The organism is Maribacter sp. 4U21, from assembly GCF_002742365.1.
Lineage (GTDB): Bacteria > Bacteroidota > Bacteroidia > Flavobacteriales > Flavobacteriaceae > Maribacter.
Genome location: NZ_MDGN01000029.1, coordinates 28,992 through 47,075, shown reverse-complemented (window position 1 = coordinate 47,075; position 18,084 = coordinate 28,992). Strand labels below are relative to the sequence as shown.

19 protein-coding genes and 1 pseudogene are annotated in these 18,084 nt (G+C 40.1%); 4 read left to right on the top strand and 16 right to left on the bottom strand.

The genetic code is table 11. The annotated features are described in order from the left end of the window. Positions 1-213: 213 nt before the first annotated feature. The 3 genes from BFP77_RS05125 to BFP77_RS05115 are packed head-to-tail and all read right to left on the bottom strand — an operon-like array spanning position 214 to position 5,333. Complete coding sequence (locus BFP77_RS05125; RefSeq protein ID WP_099572978.1) at positions 214-2,676, bottom strand: ligase-associated DNA damage response DEXH box helicase; 2,463 nt, start codon at positions 2,674-2,676, stop codon at positions 214-216. Positions 2,677-2,679: 3 nt separating this feature from the next. Continuing rightward, positions 2,680-4,314, bottom strand: coding sequence for an ATP-dependent DNA ligase (locus BFP77_RS05120; RefSeq protein WP_099572977.1), 1,635 nt, complete (start codon positions 4,312-4,314; stop codon positions 2,680-2,682). After that, a complete protein-coding gene (locus tag BFP77_RS05115) occupies positions 4,311-5,333 on the bottom strand; it encodes a ligase-associated DNA damage response exonuclease (RefSeq protein WP_099572976.1) in 1,023 nt (340 codons plus the stop codon). Before BFP77_RS05115 ends, BFP77_RS05120 begins: the two co-directional genes overlap by 4 nt. 101 nt (positions 5,334-5,434) lie before the next feature. On the opposite strand from BFP77_RS05115, the gene BFP77_RS05110 reads away from it, so the two are divergent. Next, the gene (locus tag BFP77_RS05110) at positions 5,435-5,857 is read left to right on the top strand and encodes a TerB family tellurite resistance protein (RefSeq protein WP_099572975.1); all 423 of its coding nucleotides are present in this window, start codon (positions 5,435-5,437) and stop codon (positions 5,855-5,857) included. Positions 5,858-5,913: 56 nt separating this feature from the next. Here BFP77_RS05110 and fbp read toward each other — a convergent pair whose 3' ends face one another. Next, complete coding sequence (fbp, locus tag BFP77_RS05105; protein ID WP_099572974.1) at positions 5,914-6,921, bottom strand: class 1 fructose-bisphosphatase; 1,008 nt, start codon at positions 6,919-6,921, stop codon at positions 5,914-5,916. 112 nt (positions 6,922-7,033) lie between these two features. On the opposite strand from fbp, the gene BFP77_RS05100 reads away from it, so the two are divergent. From BFP77_RS05100 to BFP77_RS05090, 3 genes are all read left to right on the top strand, one after another. Further along, on the top strand, positions 7,034-7,513 hold the full coding sequence (locus BFP77_RS05100; RefSeq protein ID WP_099572973.1) for a GNAT family N-acetyltransferase: 480 nt from the start codon (positions 7,034-7,036) through the stop codon (positions 7,511-7,513). 45 nt (positions 7,514-7,558) lie between these two features. Further along, positions 7,559-8,806, top strand: coding sequence for an aspartate kinase (locus BFP77_RS05095; RefSeq protein ID WP_099572972.1), 1,248 nt, complete (start codon positions 7,559-7,561; stop codon positions 8,804-8,806). A gap of 85 nt (positions 8,807-8,891) precedes the next feature. Beyond that, the gene (locus tag BFP77_RS05090; RefSeq protein WP_099572971.1) at positions 8,892-10,715 is read left to right on the top strand and encodes a GNAT family N-acyltransferase; all 1,824 of its coding nucleotides are present in this window, start codon (positions 8,892-8,894) and stop codon (positions 10,713-10,715) included. Here BFP77_RS05090 and BFP77_RS05085 read toward each other — a convergent pair. The 12 genes and pseudogenes from BFP77_RS05085 to BFP77_RS17270 all read right to left on the bottom strand — a co-directional run. Further along, positions 10,712-11,209: a GNAT family N-acetyltransferase gene (locus BFP77_RS05085; protein ID WP_099572970.1), complete on the bottom strand. Its 498-nt coding sequence runs from the start codon at positions 11,207-11,209 to the stop codon at positions 10,712-10,714. The two genes, BFP77_RS05090 and BFP77_RS05085, sit on opposite strands and share 4 nt — an antisense overlap. Before the next feature lie 19 nt (positions 11,210-11,228). Further along, entirely contained in the window at positions 11,229-11,717 is a 489-nt protein-coding gene (locus BFP77_RS05080) for a DUF6428 family protein (protein ID WP_099572969.1), read from the bottom strand. Between the two features lie 11 nt (positions 11,718-11,728). Next, positions 11,729-12,052 (bottom strand): ArsR/SmtB family transcription factor, encoded by a 324-nt coding sequence (locus BFP77_RS05075; protein WP_099572968.1) that lies wholly within the window; start codon positions 12,050-12,052, stop codon positions 11,729-11,731. Positions 12,053-12,134: 82 nt separating this feature from the next. Then, positions 12,135-12,629, bottom strand: coding sequence for an antitoxin (locus BFP77_RS05070; protein ID WP_099572967.1), 495 nt, complete (start codon positions 12,627-12,629; stop codon positions 12,135-12,137). 53 nt (positions 12,630-12,682) lie between these two features. Next, positions 12,683-13,069: a VOC family protein gene (locus BFP77_RS05065; RefSeq protein ID WP_099572966.1), complete on the bottom strand. Its 387-nt coding sequence runs from the start codon at positions 13,067-13,069 to the stop codon at positions 12,683-12,685. 52 nt (positions 13,070-13,121) lie between these two features. Beyond that, the gene (locus BFP77_RS05060) at positions 13,122-13,577 is read right to left on the bottom strand and encodes a DUF1801 domain-containing protein (RefSeq protein WP_099572965.1); all 456 of its coding nucleotides are present in this window, start codon (positions 13,575-13,577) and stop codon (positions 13,122-13,124) included. 28 nt (positions 13,578-13,605) lie between these two features. Next, on the bottom strand, positions 13,606-14,547 hold the full coding sequence (locus BFP77_RS05055) for a 2-hydroxyacid dehydrogenase (RefSeq protein ID WP_099572964.1): 942 nt from the start codon (positions 14,545-14,547) through the stop codon (positions 13,606-13,608). Between the two features lie 115 nt (positions 14,548-14,662). After that, positions 14,663-15,028 (bottom strand): cupin domain-containing protein, encoded by a 366-nt coding sequence (locus BFP77_RS05050; RefSeq protein WP_099572963.1) that lies wholly within the window; start codon positions 15,026-15,028, stop codon positions 14,663-14,665. A gap of 54 nt (positions 15,029-15,082) precedes the next feature. Continuing rightward, positions 15,083-16,435 (bottom strand): magnesium transporter, encoded by a 1,353-nt coding sequence (gene mgtE / locus BFP77_RS05045; protein WP_099572962.1) that lies wholly within the window; start codon positions 16,433-16,435, stop codon positions 15,083-15,085. Next, the gene (gene rsmA, locus BFP77_RS05040) at positions 16,422-17,291 is read right to left on the bottom strand and encodes a 16S rRNA (adenine(1518)-N(6)/adenine(1519)-N(6))-dimethyltransferase RsmA (protein ID WP_099572961.1); all 870 of its coding nucleotides are present in this window, start codon (positions 17,289-17,291) and stop codon (positions 16,422-16,424) included. The genes mgtE and rsmA overlap by 14 nt, the downstream gene beginning before the upstream one ends. A gap of 114 nt (positions 17,292-17,405) precedes the next feature. After that, positions 17,406-17,726 (bottom strand): gamma-glutamylcyclotransferase family protein, encoded by a 321-nt coding sequence (locus tag BFP77_RS17275; protein WP_257212878.1) that lies wholly within the window; start codon positions 17,724-17,726, stop codon positions 17,406-17,408. A 6-nt stretch (positions 17,727-17,732) separates the two neighbouring features. Next, positions 17,733-18,038 (bottom strand): annotated as a pseudogene (locus BFP77_RS17270) (DUF4286 family protein); the annotation flags it as partial. Between the last annotated feature and the right edge of the window lie 46 nt (positions 18,039-18,084).

Here is an 18,084-nt window from a genome sequence, read left to right as displayed (position 1 = left end):
ATTTGTTACGAATTAAATGTACAAGAGATTGGACACCTCCCTTAATCCCTCCTTAAAAGGAGGGAGGTTTTACTTTGATAAAAACTACTACTTGCACCGATTAATTAGGAAAACATCCCAACATAAATTAAGCCTGTTTATTTCGCTTTATGGACTAACCATTACAAGAGGGAAGAATAACAATTCCCTCTTAGAGGGACAGAAGGCCTTTTGTTACTTCATCAAAATGGCCGTCATACGTTTTATTCTATCCGCCAATTTTTCACTGGATAATTTTTCTCGCAATCTATCGGTGATTATAGGAAATGAGAACGGTGTAGCCTTTGTGCATTGCTTCCACACGGTTTCCTGTTGTGCAATACGTTCCAATGCCAGTCGTAACCTACCTTCTTCCAATTGGTGTTCAAAGGTTTCCGTATAGGCTTGTTGATACAATAGATTATCATCCTCAAAATCTTTAAATACATCAAAAAGGAGTTGGGAACTACTTTGCAAGTGCTTCATTTTTATGCCCTTGTTGGGGTATCCGGTAAATACCATGCCGCTTATTACGGCAATATCACGGAATTTACGGCGAGCCATTTCGTTGGAATTCAGGCTCTTTTGGAGGTCTCCTAACATATAGTCCGTAGTGAAAAGGTCATTGTCCAGAACTTCTTGAATGTCTATCTGTTGGTCCGATAGTAATTCAAATCCATAGTCGTTATACGCTAAGGAACAGGTTATGGGCGAAAGCAGACTTATCCGATAGGCCAATAAACTACTCATGGCCTCGTGCACTCCGCGACCTTCAAAAGGATAGAAGATATGGTGGTGCCCATCTCTTGTTTTAAATGTTTCTATTAAAAATTCACTGGGCTTAGGAACTATACTTTCTTCCCGTTGCTTAGCGAACATGGGTGCCAAGGATTGAATTTCTATGGATTGCTCTTTTGTTTCCAGTGTTGCCGTGTACAGTTCCTGTCGCAATAATTCTGACATTTGAGCGGAGAAACTTAGTCTGCCTCCCATCCAGCTGGGTACCTTATTCGTGCGTTTGGTAGAATTACGAACATGGGCCTGCATTCCTTTAACCCTTATAAATTCCAGGTTTCTCCCAGCGAAGGTAAAGACATCTCCCTGGGTTAACTTGGAAATGAAATATTCTTCGATAGAACCAATGTACCCACCTTTTTGGTAGCGTACCGAGATATTGGCATCACCGACAATGGTCCCTATCTGAAAACGATGGCGCATGGCTATACCACGATTGGTTACCTTAAATTTTCCATCTGCCTCCACATCAACTTTTTTGTATTCATCATACGACTGCAGGCTTTGACTGCCCATCACCAAGAAATTCAACAACCATTGCCATTGAGTTCGGGAAAGCGACTGATAGCAGAATGTCTGTTTAATCTCATTATAAATTTCATCGGGATAAAAACCATCGGACACTGCCAACGTGGTAAGGTATTGCAAGAGGACATCGTAGCTGTTGAGGTATGGGATTCTGTCCTCAACGGCTTCCTGTTTAACGGCCTGTTGCATGGCAGATGCTTCAATAAGTTCCATAGCGTGGGTGGGTAAAAAGTGAATTACACTTTCTTTTCCAGGTCTATGCCCACTTCTTCCGGCGCGTTGTAAAAAGCGCGCAACACCTTTAGGTCCGCCAATTTGAATAACAGTTTCTACCGGGGCAAAATCGACCCCTAAGTCCAGACTGGAGGTACAGACCACTGCTTTTAGACTTTCGTTACGTATCGCTTGTTCTACCCAAACCCGGGTTTCTTTGTTGACGCTACCATGGTGCATGGCCATTTCGCCCGCATATTCCGGGTGTTTTTCCAGTATTTTCTGAAACCATATTTCGCATTGACTGCGCGTATTGGTAAAAAGTAGGGTGGTTTTGCTACTATTGATAATTGGTACTACATCTTCTAACAAACGCAGACCTAAATGACCACGCCATGGAAAGGTTTCCATCTCTTTTGGGATGATGCTTTTTACCGTAATTTTTTTATTCAGTTTGGCTTTGATTAGCACTGAATTTTTCAGTGCCGCTGTTTCTGGACCTAATAGCACCTCTCTTGCCTGTTCTAAATTGCCTATTGTTGCCGATATACCCCATATGCGCAAATTTTTGGAGATGGCCTTTAACCTGGATAGGCCCAACTCCATTTGAACGCCTCGCTTGGTGCCCAATAACTCGTGCCATTCGTCTACCACAATGGCGGTACAATCCTTAAACACTTTTTCGTACCCTTTGGAGGATAGTAAAAGTTGTAGACTCTCTGGTGTAGTGATAAGGAGGTCTGGCATTTTCGTTTTTTGCCTAGTACGTTCTTTGGCGGAGGTATCACCTGTGCGGATACCAACGGTCATCTGTGTTCCCAAATCTTGGGTAATACGTTCGGCAGATTGTTGAATTTCATTTGAAAGGGCTCTCAGGGGTGTAATCCAAATAGCCTTTAAGCCTTTTTTATGTTTTGTTTTGTAGTCGGGATTTTTTTTGATGTAGTTCAACACAATCGGAAACCAAAGGGCATAAGTTTTTCCGCTTCCTGTAGGGGCGTTCAGTAGCCCATTTTTTCCCTGTAGAAAAGCGTTCCAAGCATCTTTTTGGAACTTAAAGGGTTTCCAGTTTTGCTCTTGGAACCAGGTCTCGGCTATGTTATACAAATCGCTTCTGTTCATTACCTACTTGGGTATCATCGCCTTTAAATCTTCCAGGTTGTTTGCTTCGTGTATGGTTTTATCCTGTCGCCATCTAACTATTCTAGGAAATCGTGTTGCAACACCACTCTTGTGTCTTTTTGAAAAGGCTATGCCTTCAAAAGCGATTTCAAACACGTGATGGGGTGTAACGCTGCGGACGGGTCCAAAACGTTCTAGGGTATTCTTCTTTATCCAAGCGTCCACTTTTTTAAATTCAGCATCCGTAAGACCTGAATAGGCTTTTGCAAAGGTTACGAGTTCTTTTTCTCCTTGCTCATTCTCTTGCCATAGGGCGAAGGTATAATCGGTAAAAAGATTACTTCTTCTTCCGTGACCACGCATAGCGTAAGTAAGCACGGCATCAATAGATAATGGGTCTACCTTCCATTTCCACCAATCTCCTTTTTTTCTACCAACAAGATAAGGAGAGTCTTTTCGTTTTAGCATTAACCCCTCACTTCGCATTTCCCTAGCCCGTTCTCGTTCCTTGGCCACTTCTGACCATGAATTAAATTGTAGTCTTTGAGATAAAAATAACGGAATTTTACCCTTAAGGTTTTTCTCGTCCTCGCTTGGTATTTCAAATGTAGTTCTGAAAAGGTCCTCTAGGAGTTTACGGCGTTCCATGAAGGACTGCTGACGAATATCTTTTCCTGCCCATTCCAATAGGTCGTACGCTTTTAAAATGACGGGTACTTTCCTCAGTAATGCCTTGGAAACTGTTTTGCGGCCAATTCTAGTTTGCAAATCGTTAAAAGTTCCTATTTCTCCGTTAGGGTAGGGTAGTATTTCACCGTCGATTACGGTGCCGTTAGGTATAGTGCCCACAAAAGCCTGAAATTCTGGATATTTATCCGTCACCAATTCCTCTCCACGACTCCAGACAAATAGTTCGTTATTTCTAAGAATTACTTGAGACCGTATACCGTCCCATTTATGCTCTGCCGACCATTCGCTCACATTTCCTAAATCATTTACGGCTCCTTCGATGGCATAGGCCAGATAAAAAGGGTAGGGCTTGGAAAGAAAATCGCTTTCGTTTTCTTCCAATACCAATTCTTGAAAGGTGATTTTATTGGGGTCCCAGTTGCCCATCAATTTGTACGCTAGGATATCCTCGTCAATTGTTGTGGCTTTGGACAGTGCCTTGGTCATCAGTTTTTGACTTACCCCAATACGGAAACCTCCGGTAATGAGCTTGGTAAAAACAAATCGCTCATAATAATTCAACACTTTCCAATTCTCGTAGAGGTAATTTTTTTTATCCTCGTCCGATTTCTCTTTTAAGGAAATCATCTCCTCTAAGAACTGCGTTAAACTTTTTTCGGTGGATTGTTGAGAAGTCGGCAGTACCAAAGCAATTGTTTCTGCCAGATCACCTACAATATGGTAACTTTCCTCAAAGAGCCACAGGGGTATGTTAGCCAATTCGGAAGCCCATTCCCGTAATAAGGTGGTATTTACAGGTCTTGGCGGACGCCGATGAGAAAGTATGGCAATGGTCCAGACTTTATCCCTGTCATTGGCCTGTTCAAAATAATCCGCCAGGGCATTCACCTTTAAGGTGGTCTTATTGGTGCTGTCCAGTGTTTTTATGAGCGCTGCAAATCTTTTCATGGTTCTACCTCTTCCTTGGCCACAATAGTTTCGTTTTCTTCTTCTCCATATTGTGTTTCCTCTGTTCTGGCATCATAGCCTTGATCTCTTAAATACCTAGAAAATATTTCGGTATAGCCATGCGTACAGATAATTTTTTCTGCTCCGGTGGCTTCAATACTGGCCAGCAATCCTTGCCAATCGCAATGATCGCTCAAAACAAAACCCCTGTCAATGGCACGTCTTCTTCTGGCGCCTCTAAAGGCCATCCATCCGCTGGCCGATGCGGTAACATAGGGAACCATTTTACGAATCCAAGAGGAGCCATGCGCACTTGGGGGTGCCAAAACGATATTTCCTAAAAGCTCGGTTTTTTTGGTATCCTTCGTAATGAGATGGGTATCCGGAAAATTGACCAATGGTCGTAGCACTCGCGTCATATTTTCGATAGCGCCATGGGTGTATATTTTGCCAATATCCTTATCTAAATATTTGAGCAGACGTTGCGCTTTGCCCAGGCTATAACCAAAAAGAACGGATGTTTTTCCTTCGGCTTTATTCGCTGCCCACCATTGATTAATATTTTGTAATACTTCAGCTTGTGGTGTCCATTTAAATGCCGGCAGGCCAAAGGTACATTCTGTAATAAAGGTGTCACATTTTATAGGTTCATAAGGTGTTGAAATGCCATCATCCTCTGTTTTATAATCACCCGTGAACACCCATACTTCATCTTTATGTTCGACTCTAATCTGCGAAGATCCAATAATGTGGCCCGCTGGGTGAAGACTGAATTTTACGTTATTAATAACAAAGGGTTCTCCCCAGTTTACACCGGTAACGTTTATATCCCCGAGCCTATGGGAGATTATGGGTACATTTCTACGATGGGTTATATATTGTTGGTGTCCCCATCTGCTATGGTCTGCATGACCATGTGAAATAATTGCTTTTTTCACTGGCTTCCAAGGGTCTAGGTAAACCTTTGCAGGATTGCAATAGATGCCTTTATCCGTAAATTCTAAAAGAGGTTTGTTCATAGCCCTGTGAAATTACAAATTTGAGCGCAAAACAAAGTTGGGAAGTATATAAACTATGACCTCTAAAAAAATTATATTTGTGTCCAATAAATAAAGAATTTATGTCATTTACAGATTTATACGGAAACCCCGAACATAGGAAAAACGTAGCACATTTTGCCGCTATGGCCACCTTGGCGGCATCTGACGGAATAATAAGCGAGGAGGAACAATCGTTATTGGACAAATTTGCCCGTAAGTTGCAGATTTCCGATAGTGAGTACAAGGAAGTCATGAAACCCTCAAATAAATATCCAATTGAACCTCCTGTAGATTCAGAAAAGAGATTGGAGCGTTTATACGATCTTTTTAGAATCATCTTCGCTGACCACATGATAGACGACGAAGAAATGATACTCTTAAAAAGATATGCTATAGGCTTAGGTTTCTCCGAGGAAGCCGCTAATAAAGTAATAGAGCGATCCGTAGCTATATTCAGTGGTAAGATAGATTTTGAAGATTATAGCTATTTATTAAAGCGCTAATAACAATTGCGGAAAAATGGATTAAAAAAGGGGAGGCAAATGCCTCCCCTTTTTTATTAATGGTACTTATCTAAAAATTCTTGTAACTTTTCTACCATCTTTCGACTTCCACAGAAAAAAGGAACACGCTGGTGTAGTTCTGTTGGTTCAATGTCCATAATACGCGTCTTACCTCCAACGGCTAGACCATTTGCTTGCTCCGCAATAAACGCTATAGGGTTGCACTCATACAATAGGCGTAGTTTTCCACTTTCGGTCAAACTGCTTTTGGGATACATGTAAATGCCACCCTTTATCATATTTCTGTGAAAGTCGGAAACTAGCGAACCTATGTATCTAGAGGTATAGGGTCTGTCACCTTCTTCTTGTTGGCAATATTTAATGTAGTCCTTAACACCTTGGAGAAAATGCACATAGTTCCCTTCATTAACGGAATATATTTTGCCAGTTTCCGGGAATTGCATGTTAGGGTGTGATAGATAGAATGTTCCTAGGGCCGGGTTTAGTGTAAATCCGTTAACACCATCACCCGTGGTATATACCAACATGGTAGATGTTCCGTAGACTACATATCCTGCGGCAACTTGTTTATTTCCGGGTTGCAGGAAATCTTCTAAAGTAACGGGAGTGCCTACTGGAGTTACCCTACGATATATGGAAAAAATGGTTCCAACGGAAACATTTACATCTACATTAGAAGAACCATCCAACGGGTCAATCAGAACAATGTATTTATTTTGATGTTTATTGTCGTTACTATTTATACTGATAAAACTATCTTCCTCTTCAGAGGCGATACCACAGACGATTTCCCTGTTTTTTAAGGTCGAAATAAATTTCTCATTGGCAAATACATCCAATTTCTTTTGTTCTTCGCCTTGGATGTTGGTATCTCCGGCATCTCCAAGAATATCTACCAATCCTGCCTTGTTCACCTCGTGGTTAACCACCTTGGCCGCCAAACGGATGGCGTTGATCAGTTTAGACAACTCTCCAGATGAATATTGAAATGAGGACTGATTTTCAATAATGAACTCTCCAAGGGTCTGATTTTTTTTTGTCATCAAAAAAGAAGCTAGGTTTAGACCACAAATATCGGGTATTTTGTGAAACTACATCGTTTTAGGACATTTTGCATTTCTTAAATATATAACTTTGTGTTTTATTTGTAACAATATGGAGTTTACGATTAGAAATGCACAAGAAAAAGACATGACTCATGTTCTTGAACTAATTCATGAATTGGCTAGGTTCGAAAAGGAGGCTAGTGCTGTTGAGGTCACCGTTGATGATTTAATAGCTGATGGTTTTAAAGAGAATCCGTTGTTTCATTGTTTTGTTGCCGAGCATGGGAATTCTATTGTAGGAATGGCATTGGTGTATCCTAGATATTCTACTTGGAAAGGACCGGTCATTCACTTAGAAGACCTCATTATTACGGAAAAAATGCGGGGTAGCGGTCTAGGAACGGCCTTATTGAATGAAGTGGTGAAATATGGAAACGATTTGGGTGTAAAACGCATCAGCTGGGAGGTAATAGACTGGAACGACCCTGCCATAGACTTTTACGAGAGCAAAGGAGCCAACGTTATGCGCAATTGGGACGTGGTACAGTTGGACGAAAAAGGAATTAAAGCATATTTGGAGAATATATAATACTGTAACTTGCTATGAAGTGAGGAATTGAAAAGAGAATTTTTTATGAGGGTTTTTAAATTTGGTGGTGCATCGGTAAAGGATGCTGCAGGGATAAAAAATGTAGTAAAAGTATTAGAGGAAGTTGGACATGCAGATACAATTTTAGTCGTTTCTGCCATGGGTAAAACCACTAATGCCATGGAGGCTGTGGTAAACGCTTATTTTAAGGATAAAAACAAAATATCCAGTACTATACAGGATATTGTAGTCTATCACCAAGATATTCTTAAAGATTTATTCCCCAATACCCAACACCAAGTGTATAAAGATGTGAAGACTTTGGTGGATGAGGTTACTGGATTTCTTGCTTGGAACAAATCACCTAATTATAATTTTGTGTACGATCAGGTGGTAGGGTACGGGGAGTTGATTTCTACCACGATTATTAGTGCTTATTTAAAGGAAATCGGAATCAAAAATCAATGGTTAGACGTTAGGAATTTCATTAAAACCGATAACGCCTACAGGGATACGACGGTATCTTGGGAAAAGACCCAGGAGAATATTGCTAAGATAAATAGGGGAATATTGAATATTACCCAAGGCTTTTTAGGGAGTGATGACAACAATTTCACCACCACTTTAGGAAGAGAAGGCTCTGATTATACAGCTGCGATACTGGCCTATTGCCTTAATGCGGATTCCGTTACAATCTGGAAAGATGTACCGGGGGTTTTGAATGCCGACCCTAGGTATTTCAAGGAAACACAACTTCTGAATAACATTTCTTATCGGGAAGCTATAGAACTAGCTTTTTACGGGGCTTCTGTAATTCACCCTAAAACCCTACAGCCGCTTCAAAGAAAGGAGATTCCACTTCACGTAAAGTCCTTTATCAACCCTAAGAACAAGGGTACCACGGTGGGTAAGGGCGTGGGGATAGAACCAAAAGTGCCCTGCTTTATCGTTAAAAAGAATCAAGTCTTAATGAAGTTGTCCTCATTGGATTTCTCTTTCATTGTTGAGGACAGCATCAGCGCACTGTTCAAACTTTTTCATGAGCATAAAATGAAAGTAGATTTAATCCAAAATTCTGCAATTAGTTTTTCTGTATGTGTGGATAATAAATTTGGTGGTCTTGAGCCGCTGCTGAATCAGCTTAAAAGTAAATTTAAGGTTGTGCATCATGAAGATGTTTCGCTGTATACCATTAGACATTTTGATTCTAAATCCATAGAATCCTTGCAGAACGGGTATGAAATATTGCTGGAACAACGCGGAAAAGAAACGGTTCAACTGGTTGTTAAGTAGTGCTGTCTTTTATCTTTTAAAAGTTAAAATAGCAGGCTCAACTAGGGATTTTGCTATATTTACTGCACGCTAATATTTTCTTTCTATGGGTTTAGTGACCGCAAAAGAGATAGCAAAGGCTATCAACCTTTCTAAATACGGTTATGTAGGTACTTTTATCGGCTGGCTCTTGATGAAAATCACCAGAATCTCAAGTATTAATTCTTTTTACGATAAAATAGCACATCTAGATTGTGAGGACTATGCAGCGGCCATTCTAAAGCATTTTGAGATTGACTACGAGATACCCGAAGAAGATTTTAAGCGATTGCCAAAAGAGGGAGCGTACATCACCATTAGTAATCATCCTTTAGGCGCTATTGATGGTATTCTTTTAATGCGGTTAATGTTACCAAACCGTAAGGATTACAAGATTATGGCCAACTTTCTCTTACAACGGATGGTTCCTCTGGCGCCCTATATTCTTCCGGTAAACCCTTTTGAGGAACATAAAGATGCCAAGAGCAGTATAGCAGGCTTTAAGAAGGCTTTGGTTCACTTAAGAAACGGTCATCCCCTCGGGATTTTTCCGGCTGGGGAAGTCTCCACCCATAAAGAAGGGAAGCTACTGGTAGATAAACCGTGGGAAGAGGCGGTGTTGAAGTTGATAAGAAAGGCAGAAGTGCCTGTAGTGCCCATATATTTTCACGCAAAGAACACCAAGTTGTTTTATCGACTTTCTAAATGGAGTCCTATTTTTAGAACAGCTTTAATTCCCTCTCAAGTATTCTCTCAGCGTAATAGACCTATGAAAGTGCGCATTGGGCAACCTATTTCGGTTCAGTCCCAAAAAGAACAGGAAAATCTTGAAGAGTATACTGATCTGTTACGCAAAAAAACCTATATCCTTTCCAATGCCTATGAGAAAGAACGACTCATAGATCAGATACCGGCGACACTGAAAATACCCAAGCCTCCCAAAAAAATTGCCGGTGCCATGCGCAAGGAGGTTATGGAGGGCGAAATTGAAAAACTTCGTGAGAAGGATTGTAGGCTACTCCAGAGTAAGAACTATGAGGTATTCCTGGCCAAAGAAAAGGACATGCCCTTTATTTTAAAGGAAATTGGTCGGCAACGAGAAATTACTTTTAGGGCCATTGGCGAAGGCACCAATAATGCCATAGATTTAGACAAATTCGATGCGTATTACCATCATTTATTTCTTTGGGATAGCGATGATAAATGTATTGTGGGAGCCTATAGAATGGGTATGGGGGCGGAAATTTTTCCAGAGTATGGTATCGATGGCTTTTACCTGCAGGATTTGTTTCGCGTAGAACCGGAGTTATACGGTATGATGCAAAATTCCATAGAAATGGGTAGAGCTTATATTGTAAAGGAATATCAGCAAAAACCCATGCCGTTATTCTTACTATGGAAAGGTATCGTGCATACCACGCTAAGATACCCAGAACATAAATATTTAATCGGAGGGGTAAGTATAAGCAACCAATTTTCAAATTTCTCTAAGTCACTTATGATAGAGTTCATGAAATCTAATTATTGGGACCCTTACGTTGCCCAGTATATCAGACCAAAAAAGGAATTTAAGGTAAAATTGAATGATGCCGATAAGGAGTTTGTCTTTGACGAAACCCAGGCCGATTTAAATAAATTTGACCGTTTAATAGACGAGGTAGAACCGGGTAGTCTGCGTTTACCGGTATTGATAAAGAAATATATTAAGCAAAATGCAAAGGTCGTTGCCTTTAATGTTGATCCGTTATTCAACAATTCTGTAGATGGCTTAATGTACATTAAAATCGCCGACTTACCAGAAATTACCGTGAAACCTGTTATGGAAGAGTTTCAGGCAGAGTTGGAGCGTAAATTAATGGAAACCCAGTCTAAAGGAAAAGAAGAATCCTAATCTATACCAACTAGTTTACTTCGACGCTCAAAAAGTAAATTATCTTTCCAGGTTCCTTGGCTTGTTCTGCCTACTCTTTCACGTTTGCCTATATACCGGAATCCAACCTTTTCATGGAGCTTAATACTGGCTTTGTTCTCTGGAAAAATGCCCGACTGTAAAGTCCATAACCCTTCTTTTTCGCTTTCATAGATGAGATGCTTCATGAGTAGTTTTCCCACTCCTGTACCTCGAGAGGTCCTGCTGATATACACACTCACTTCTCCAACCCCGCCGTAAACACATCTGCCGGACACTGGAGAAAGTGCCGCCCATCCTATCACCGTAGTCTTGTCGAGAGCAACGATTCTACAACTTTTTAGGTGTGCCTTATCCCAATCCTTATAGGTTGGTACTTGTGTTTCAAAAGTGGCGATACCTGTATCTATACCCTCTTTATAGATTTCTGAAACAACATCCCAGTGACCCTGATCCATCGGTTTAATAACAATCATCCTATTTCTTTTAGATTAGTTAACAACACCCACTTTCCGGACTACAGGAATTTGCGGAACTGGAAGTCATTTCAACAGGAACACCACAAATGTCCTTAGCTTTGCAGTCTGTTTGTTCTACGCCAAGATGAAAAACCAAATTGTTCCCCGCTACTTGGTGCGCATTAACAAAAAGTTGAGCGGTATGAAAATTTGGGTTGCTGTATTCAAATTTTACTTCTACTTCTTTCTCCATGGGTTTTATCTTATCTACCTTGTTTAAAATGGATAAGGCTTTAAAGGCGGACATATAATCTCTTTTACCAATTTCTTCTGGACTTTCCCACAGCTGAATAATGGTTTCTTTCCAGAAGTCAGTCCCCGCACCGCAGTCTACGGAATCAATAGTTATATTTTTAACCTCTGTAATATGATAATTGGCCGGTACAAGTTGTCCCGGTTTGTATTCAAACAAAAGGTTTTTGTTGGGATTTTCTTTTAAGAGGGATAAGAATTCGTTCGTTTTCATAGTTTATGTTATTAACAACAATTAAATTTAGTTTTATCAAAAAAGGTATTGAGAAGGTCTTGTATTTTCTTCCATTTTTTTAGGTTGATGCAATAGCAGACCCGTTTACCCTCAATTTCTCCTGTGATGAGGTCAATGCTTTTTAACTCCTTTAGGTGTTGAGAGATGGTGGGTTGTGCCAAACCTATTTCATCCACAATATCGTTGCAGATACAGGCTTCTTGCGTACTTATATATTGCAGTATGGCAATCCTGGCAGGATTGGAAAGCACCTTGAATATGGTAGCAAGTTCGTTCTGTTTGGTATTGAATATTTGTGTCTTGGTTAAACCCATAACATATTTATATATTGCAATATTACGATAATAAAAGAAATAAAAAAAGTCAGACTTTAGAAAATCTGACTTTTAAAAATTTTTAAAGACTCTTAAACCAATCTTGGAAGTACTCTCCTAAAACTGGAGTAGGGACCATCTTCTCATTAGCGGCATTAATTACGCTCATGATAACAAGAATAAGCCCAATTATCCATGCAAAGCAACCTATTATTGGAATTATACCCAATAAAAAAGTCAATATCCAAATCCCTAAGGTCTGTCTAATGTAATAGCTTCCTAACTCGGTTTTATTGCTGTTATTCATAATAATAGCTACTATCCATCCAATGAAGGTGATGTGTGCTATGATAGCCACTGTTTTTCCACTATCAGGGTTATTAGGATTAAAGGTTTCCTTTACATCTTCTTTGAAATCCTTTGCAGCTTCTTCTGCTTTGTCCGCAAACTCCCCAGCCTTTTCCTTGGCACTATCAAAGGCATCCTCTGCTTTATCTCCTAAATCTTTTGCTTTATCCTTGGCCGCATCAAAAGCATCTTCCGCTTTGTCCCCAAGGTCTTTGTTTTCTTCTGACATTTTAATTGTTTTTGGTGGTTAAAGTATCTCTAAATGTAATAAATTAATAGCTATTATAGAAAAGCTTTGTCAATAGGTTCCCAAAGTTCTAATTTATTCCCGTCAGGGTCTAATATCCACCCAAATTTACCATAGCTATATTCTTCTATTTCCCCAACGACAGTTACACCTTCTTTTTTTAAGACTTGAAGTAGTTCCACTAAATTCTCTACCCTAAAATTCATCATAAAAGTAGCGGTGCTTGGTCTAAAATATTCAGTATCCTCATTCATAGGGCTCCATTGTGTGGAGCAGTCATTACCCTCCTTATCCTTCCACCAAAAGGTACATCCGTATTGGTCCGTATTCAGACCCAAATGTGTGGCATACCAATCTTTTATTTTATTTGGTTCTTTGGTCTTAAAAAAGAATCCGCCCAGTCCGGTTACTCTATTTTTCATTTTTTCAATATTTAGAAGTTTGCATTGTATGCGGTAGAACTATGATTTAAAGCTATTTCTTTATCCGCTCCTCGTAAATCCCAATCCAGTCCGTCACGGTCATTTTGGTGCTGAGTTCGGCGATAAGTTCATATGGAATATCGTCCATGTGCTTAAATCTAACACAGCTTTTGCCCATATCCAATTTTCGATTACAGTGTTTGGGATACTCCGCCACGAACCAGTTTAAAAGTTTTTTATCGGCATAGATTCCCGAGTGGTATAAGGCTACATAATTCTTTTGAGAAGCAATATTTATAAAAGGTAGCGGTAGCTTAGGGTCGCAATGATAACCGTTTGGGTAAATCGTATGTGGTACAACATACCCGATCATTTTATAGTTGATACATTCTTTAAAACCGTTAGGAAGGTTTTCCTCGATGGTTTTACGTAATAGCGTGATTACTTTTTTTCGTTCCTCAGGAAGCTTGGAAATATATTCATCTACTGTTTGGGCATCGATGGTCATTTTGTTTTCCTATTGATTCGGAATAAAGTTAACAAAATTCAGCCTTGATTTTAGCAACTATGGTCTGGGCTAGTTTTTCTTTGCTCTCTACGGTCCAACCTGCAACATGGGGAGAGAGCAGTACATTATCCGCCTTAATAAGGTATTGAAAGGCCTTTGGGAGAGCTTGTTCAGTGAACATGTTTTCAAAGGATGTTTTTTCGTATTCCAATACATCTAGCCCTGCGCCCAAGATTTTTTGGGACTCCAAGGCATGGACTAAATCTTCTGTGTTGACACATTTACCCCTGGCGGTATTGAACAGCCAAAAAGGTTTCTGAAACTTTGATATGAATTCGGAATTGACCATCCCAAGCGTGAGTTCTGTTTGGGGAACATGAAGACTTATAATGTCCGCTCTTTGTTGCAGTTCCATAATGCCTACCTGTCTTGCATTATCGTCTTCAACGCCTCCTTTGATGTCATAACAGATGACTTCATCAACATCAAAGCCTTTCAGTTTTTTCGCAAAAGATTTGCCCATATGGCCGTAACCTATAATGCCAACTACTTTACCCTCTAATTCTAATCCGCGATTTCCTTCCCGGTCCCATTTTCCGCCTCGTACTTCCGTATCCGCTTTTTTAAGTTTGTTAAAAAGGGAAAGTAGCATTCCTAGAGTATGTTCCCCCACGGCATTGCTGTTTCCTTCTGGAGCTGCGGCCAAAAAGATTCCCTTTGCCTTTGCATACCTTACATCTATATTCTCCAGACCCGCACCAAGCCTTCCAATAAATTTTAGATTGGTGGCTTTATCTAAAAAATCTGCATCAATGGTAAATCTACTGCGTATAATTATCCCGTCGTAGTGCTGAATTTTCTTCTCAATTTCAGATTTTGAAGAGCTATAATCCTCATCATTCTCGAAGCCTAATTGTGAAAATTGTTCTAAAAGCAATGGGTGATTGGTATCTAAGTGGAGGACTTTCATATGTTTCAGTATTCAGTATTCAGTATTCAGTATTCAGTATTCAGTATTCAGTATTCAGTATTCAGTGTTTGAAATTGGTTTTGGAGTCTTTCATTATCTCCTGTAAACCTTTTATCTAAATTTTAGGATAATCAGTTTGGGTCATTTCATGGGTTACATTGCCTGTGTGCGCGGTATCTTGTTTCTCGAACAATAATAAATGCACTTCTTCATCATTTTTAGTTGATGGGCAATGTTCTACTCCTTTAGGGACTACTATAATTTCGCCTTCTTTTACCACTTCTGTTCTATCCCTGAACTTCATGTACAAGGTGCCTTTCAGCACTTGAAAGAGTTCGTCTTCATTTTCATGTGCATGCCAAACGAATTCACCCTGTATTTTGGCCAAAATCACTTGCATATTATCCACGGTGGCTATCTGATGGGGGTGCCATTGCTTGCTAAATAAAGCATGTTTTTCTCTAAGGTTGATGGATTTCATAACATTGATTTTAGATGGTGCCGATCTAAGAATATTTTACGACTGACACCTATTTTAAATTCCTAAGATAAGCTTGGCAATCATAAAATAGATAAGTATGCCGAAAATGTCATTACTCGTGGTGATAAAAGGTCCTGTAGCAATGGCGGGGTCAATTCCCCTTTTATGTAAGAACAAGGGTGTAAAGGTTCCAATAAACCCGGCAACGACGATTACGGCTATCAAGGAGGTAGATATGGCCAGAGCTGTCAAGAAGTCTCCCTTCCATATCCAAGTGAACAGCAATAACAACGCTGCTAAAATAACTCCGTTCAAAAGTGCCAGAAGCATTTCTTTCAATAACCGATTTCCAACGCTACCTTTGATATCATCATTGGCCAAACCCTGTACAATTATGGCACTGGATTGCACCCCTACATTTCCTGCCATGGCGGCAATTAAAGGGGTAAATAAAAATAAAATGGTGTACTTTTTAAACATTTCCTCAAAACCACCCATGATGACCGCAGCGGCAGCACCTCCAAAAAGGCCTAGGATAAGCCAGGGCAACCTTGCTCGGGTCAACTCCCATATACTGTCATCCGCTTCCACATCTTGGGAGATACCGGCCGCCATTTGATAATCCTTATCTGCCTCTTCACGAATAACGTCTACAATATCATCAATGGTAATGCGTCCTACAAGCCTGCCTATTTCATCAATTACCGGAATGGCTTCCAAGTCATATTTGGACATGATTTTAGCTACTTCTTCCGGTTTTTCGTTCACGTTTACAGCATCTACCTTAGGAATGTATATTTCCCTAATGTGTGTAGCGGTAGAAACGGTCAATAAATCTTTCAAGGAAAGTCTTCCCATTAATTTCTCTTCCTTGTCCACTACATAAATGGAGTGCACACGGGTAACATTCTCGGCTTGCGCCCGCATTTCTTTTACGCATTTGGTCACTGTCCAGTTCTCGCTAACCTTCACCAGTTCCTTGGCCATTAGACCACCCGCCGAGTTTTCGTCATAACGCAATAGGTCAACAATATCCTTGGCATGTTCCCTATCCTCAATTTCTGAAATGACCTCTTGTACAATCTCCTGAGGAAGTTCCGCAATGATATCCGCGGCATCATCCGTATCCAATTCCTCTAGTTCTTCGGCAATCTCTTTGGAGGAAAGGTTACTAAGAATAGCTTCCCTTACATCTTCGTCCAGCTCGGTAAGTACGTCCGAGGTTTTATCACTGTCCAAAAGCTTTATGAGATACGTGGCATCATCCTCATTAAGCTCATTGATGATTTCCGCTACATCCGCATAGTGTACTTCCTCCAAAATGGAATTCAATTGAGAATCCTTTTGGGTTTCTATAAGCTGCTCTATTTCGCTTACAAGTTCTTCTGTAAGTTTAAACGGTGTCATCTGCTATTTTCTTTGTCAAAGCTATAAAATCAGCTACTGCCAGTTGTTCTGGACGCTGGTCAAATATAGCATCTTCTTTGAGAATATCTGAAAGGGAGAACGATTTTAGACTGTTGCGAAGTGTCTTTCGCCTTTGACCGAAAGCCGTTTTAACTACTTGGTAAAATAGTTTCTCGTCACAATCTATTTCAAAATCGGTTTTTCTGGTTAGTCTAAGCACACCGGATTGTACTTTTGGTGGTGGGTCAAAGACTTGTGGATGTACCGTAAAAAGATATTCCGCCCTATAGAAAGCTTGGGTCAATACCGAAAGGATTCCATAGGTTTTACTGCCTTCTTGGGCGCAAATACGCTTCGCGACTTCTTTTTGGAACATACCTGTAAATTCGGGTACTTGTTCGCGCATTTCAAGCATTTTAAAAACAATTTGTGTTGAAATGTTGTACGGGAAGTTTCCGGTGATGGCAAATTGCTCGGTTCCAAATAACGTTTTTAGGTCGTATTTAAGAAAATCGGCCTCAATTACCTTAAAAGAGTTTGTGCCCTGTAAAACCTTAGGATGTTCTAAAGGAAAACTATGGTTTAGATAAATAATAGAATCGGAATCCAGATCCATAGCTACCAAATCTATATCCTGTAGCAAAAGATACTTCGTTAATACGCCTGTTCCTGGACCAATCTCAATAACATTTTTATAATCTTTAAAGGATAGGGTCTCCGCAATCTGCTGGGCAATACCTTCGTCCTTTAAAAAATGCTGCCCTAAATATTTTTTTGCCTTAACGGGACTCTCCTGTTTTGATTTGCCTTTATTCCCGTAAAAATCGTTCTTATTCTTCTTCCTTTTTTTTCCCATACCCTCATTTTACTCGATAATCGAGATTTAAATGCTCTAACGCTTGCCTCGAAATTAAGCGCGATTCTCGTCTTTTCAATACCTTGTCAATTTGTCCTGCGACAATTTACTACACTATTTTGCAATATACGCCCATGCTTTTTCACCGGAGGCTAAAACTACTTGAATTCTTCTATAGGCATCTCCCTCGTACGCGTCTGCCTTAATGAGTTCTTCGGGAGATAGTATATATATTTTTCCCGTTAGGGTTTTGGAGCTATCATTAGACACTGCTATGGTAGGGTAGCGGTCCGCAACTTTTTCATTCGAAAGTATATATCCCCTCAAAATTGCTTCTTCACCTTGGAGCACCCTAGAAAATACCCCCAGTTGCACCTCTGTTTCTTGTAGGGTTCCGTACGTAAAAAGATATTGGGTTGCGCTTGGGCGTTGCAAGGTTTGCTCGTGTGTAATTTGCAATTCTGTTCTAAATGAAACGAACTTACCTGCAAAAAGGGTATTGGCTTCTTCTCTTAGTTTTGGCGCATCTTCTTGATAATATCGGTAAAGTGTTTCCTTGTCGGAAACGGAATATTGTACGGAATAAGTTACCCCTCCCATATCTTCCTCAACGAGTACCTTACTCATCTTTGCGCTAATGAATTTACCGGTATCCAACATATCCGGAATGTGTTTGTCCTTCATCCATTTGACCCAATGATCGTGAGCGGATTCTTCAATATTCGTAGTAACGTTATAGATGTACATTGGCCCCTCTCTTATCTCTCCAAAGGGGAGAGGATTAATATTTTTG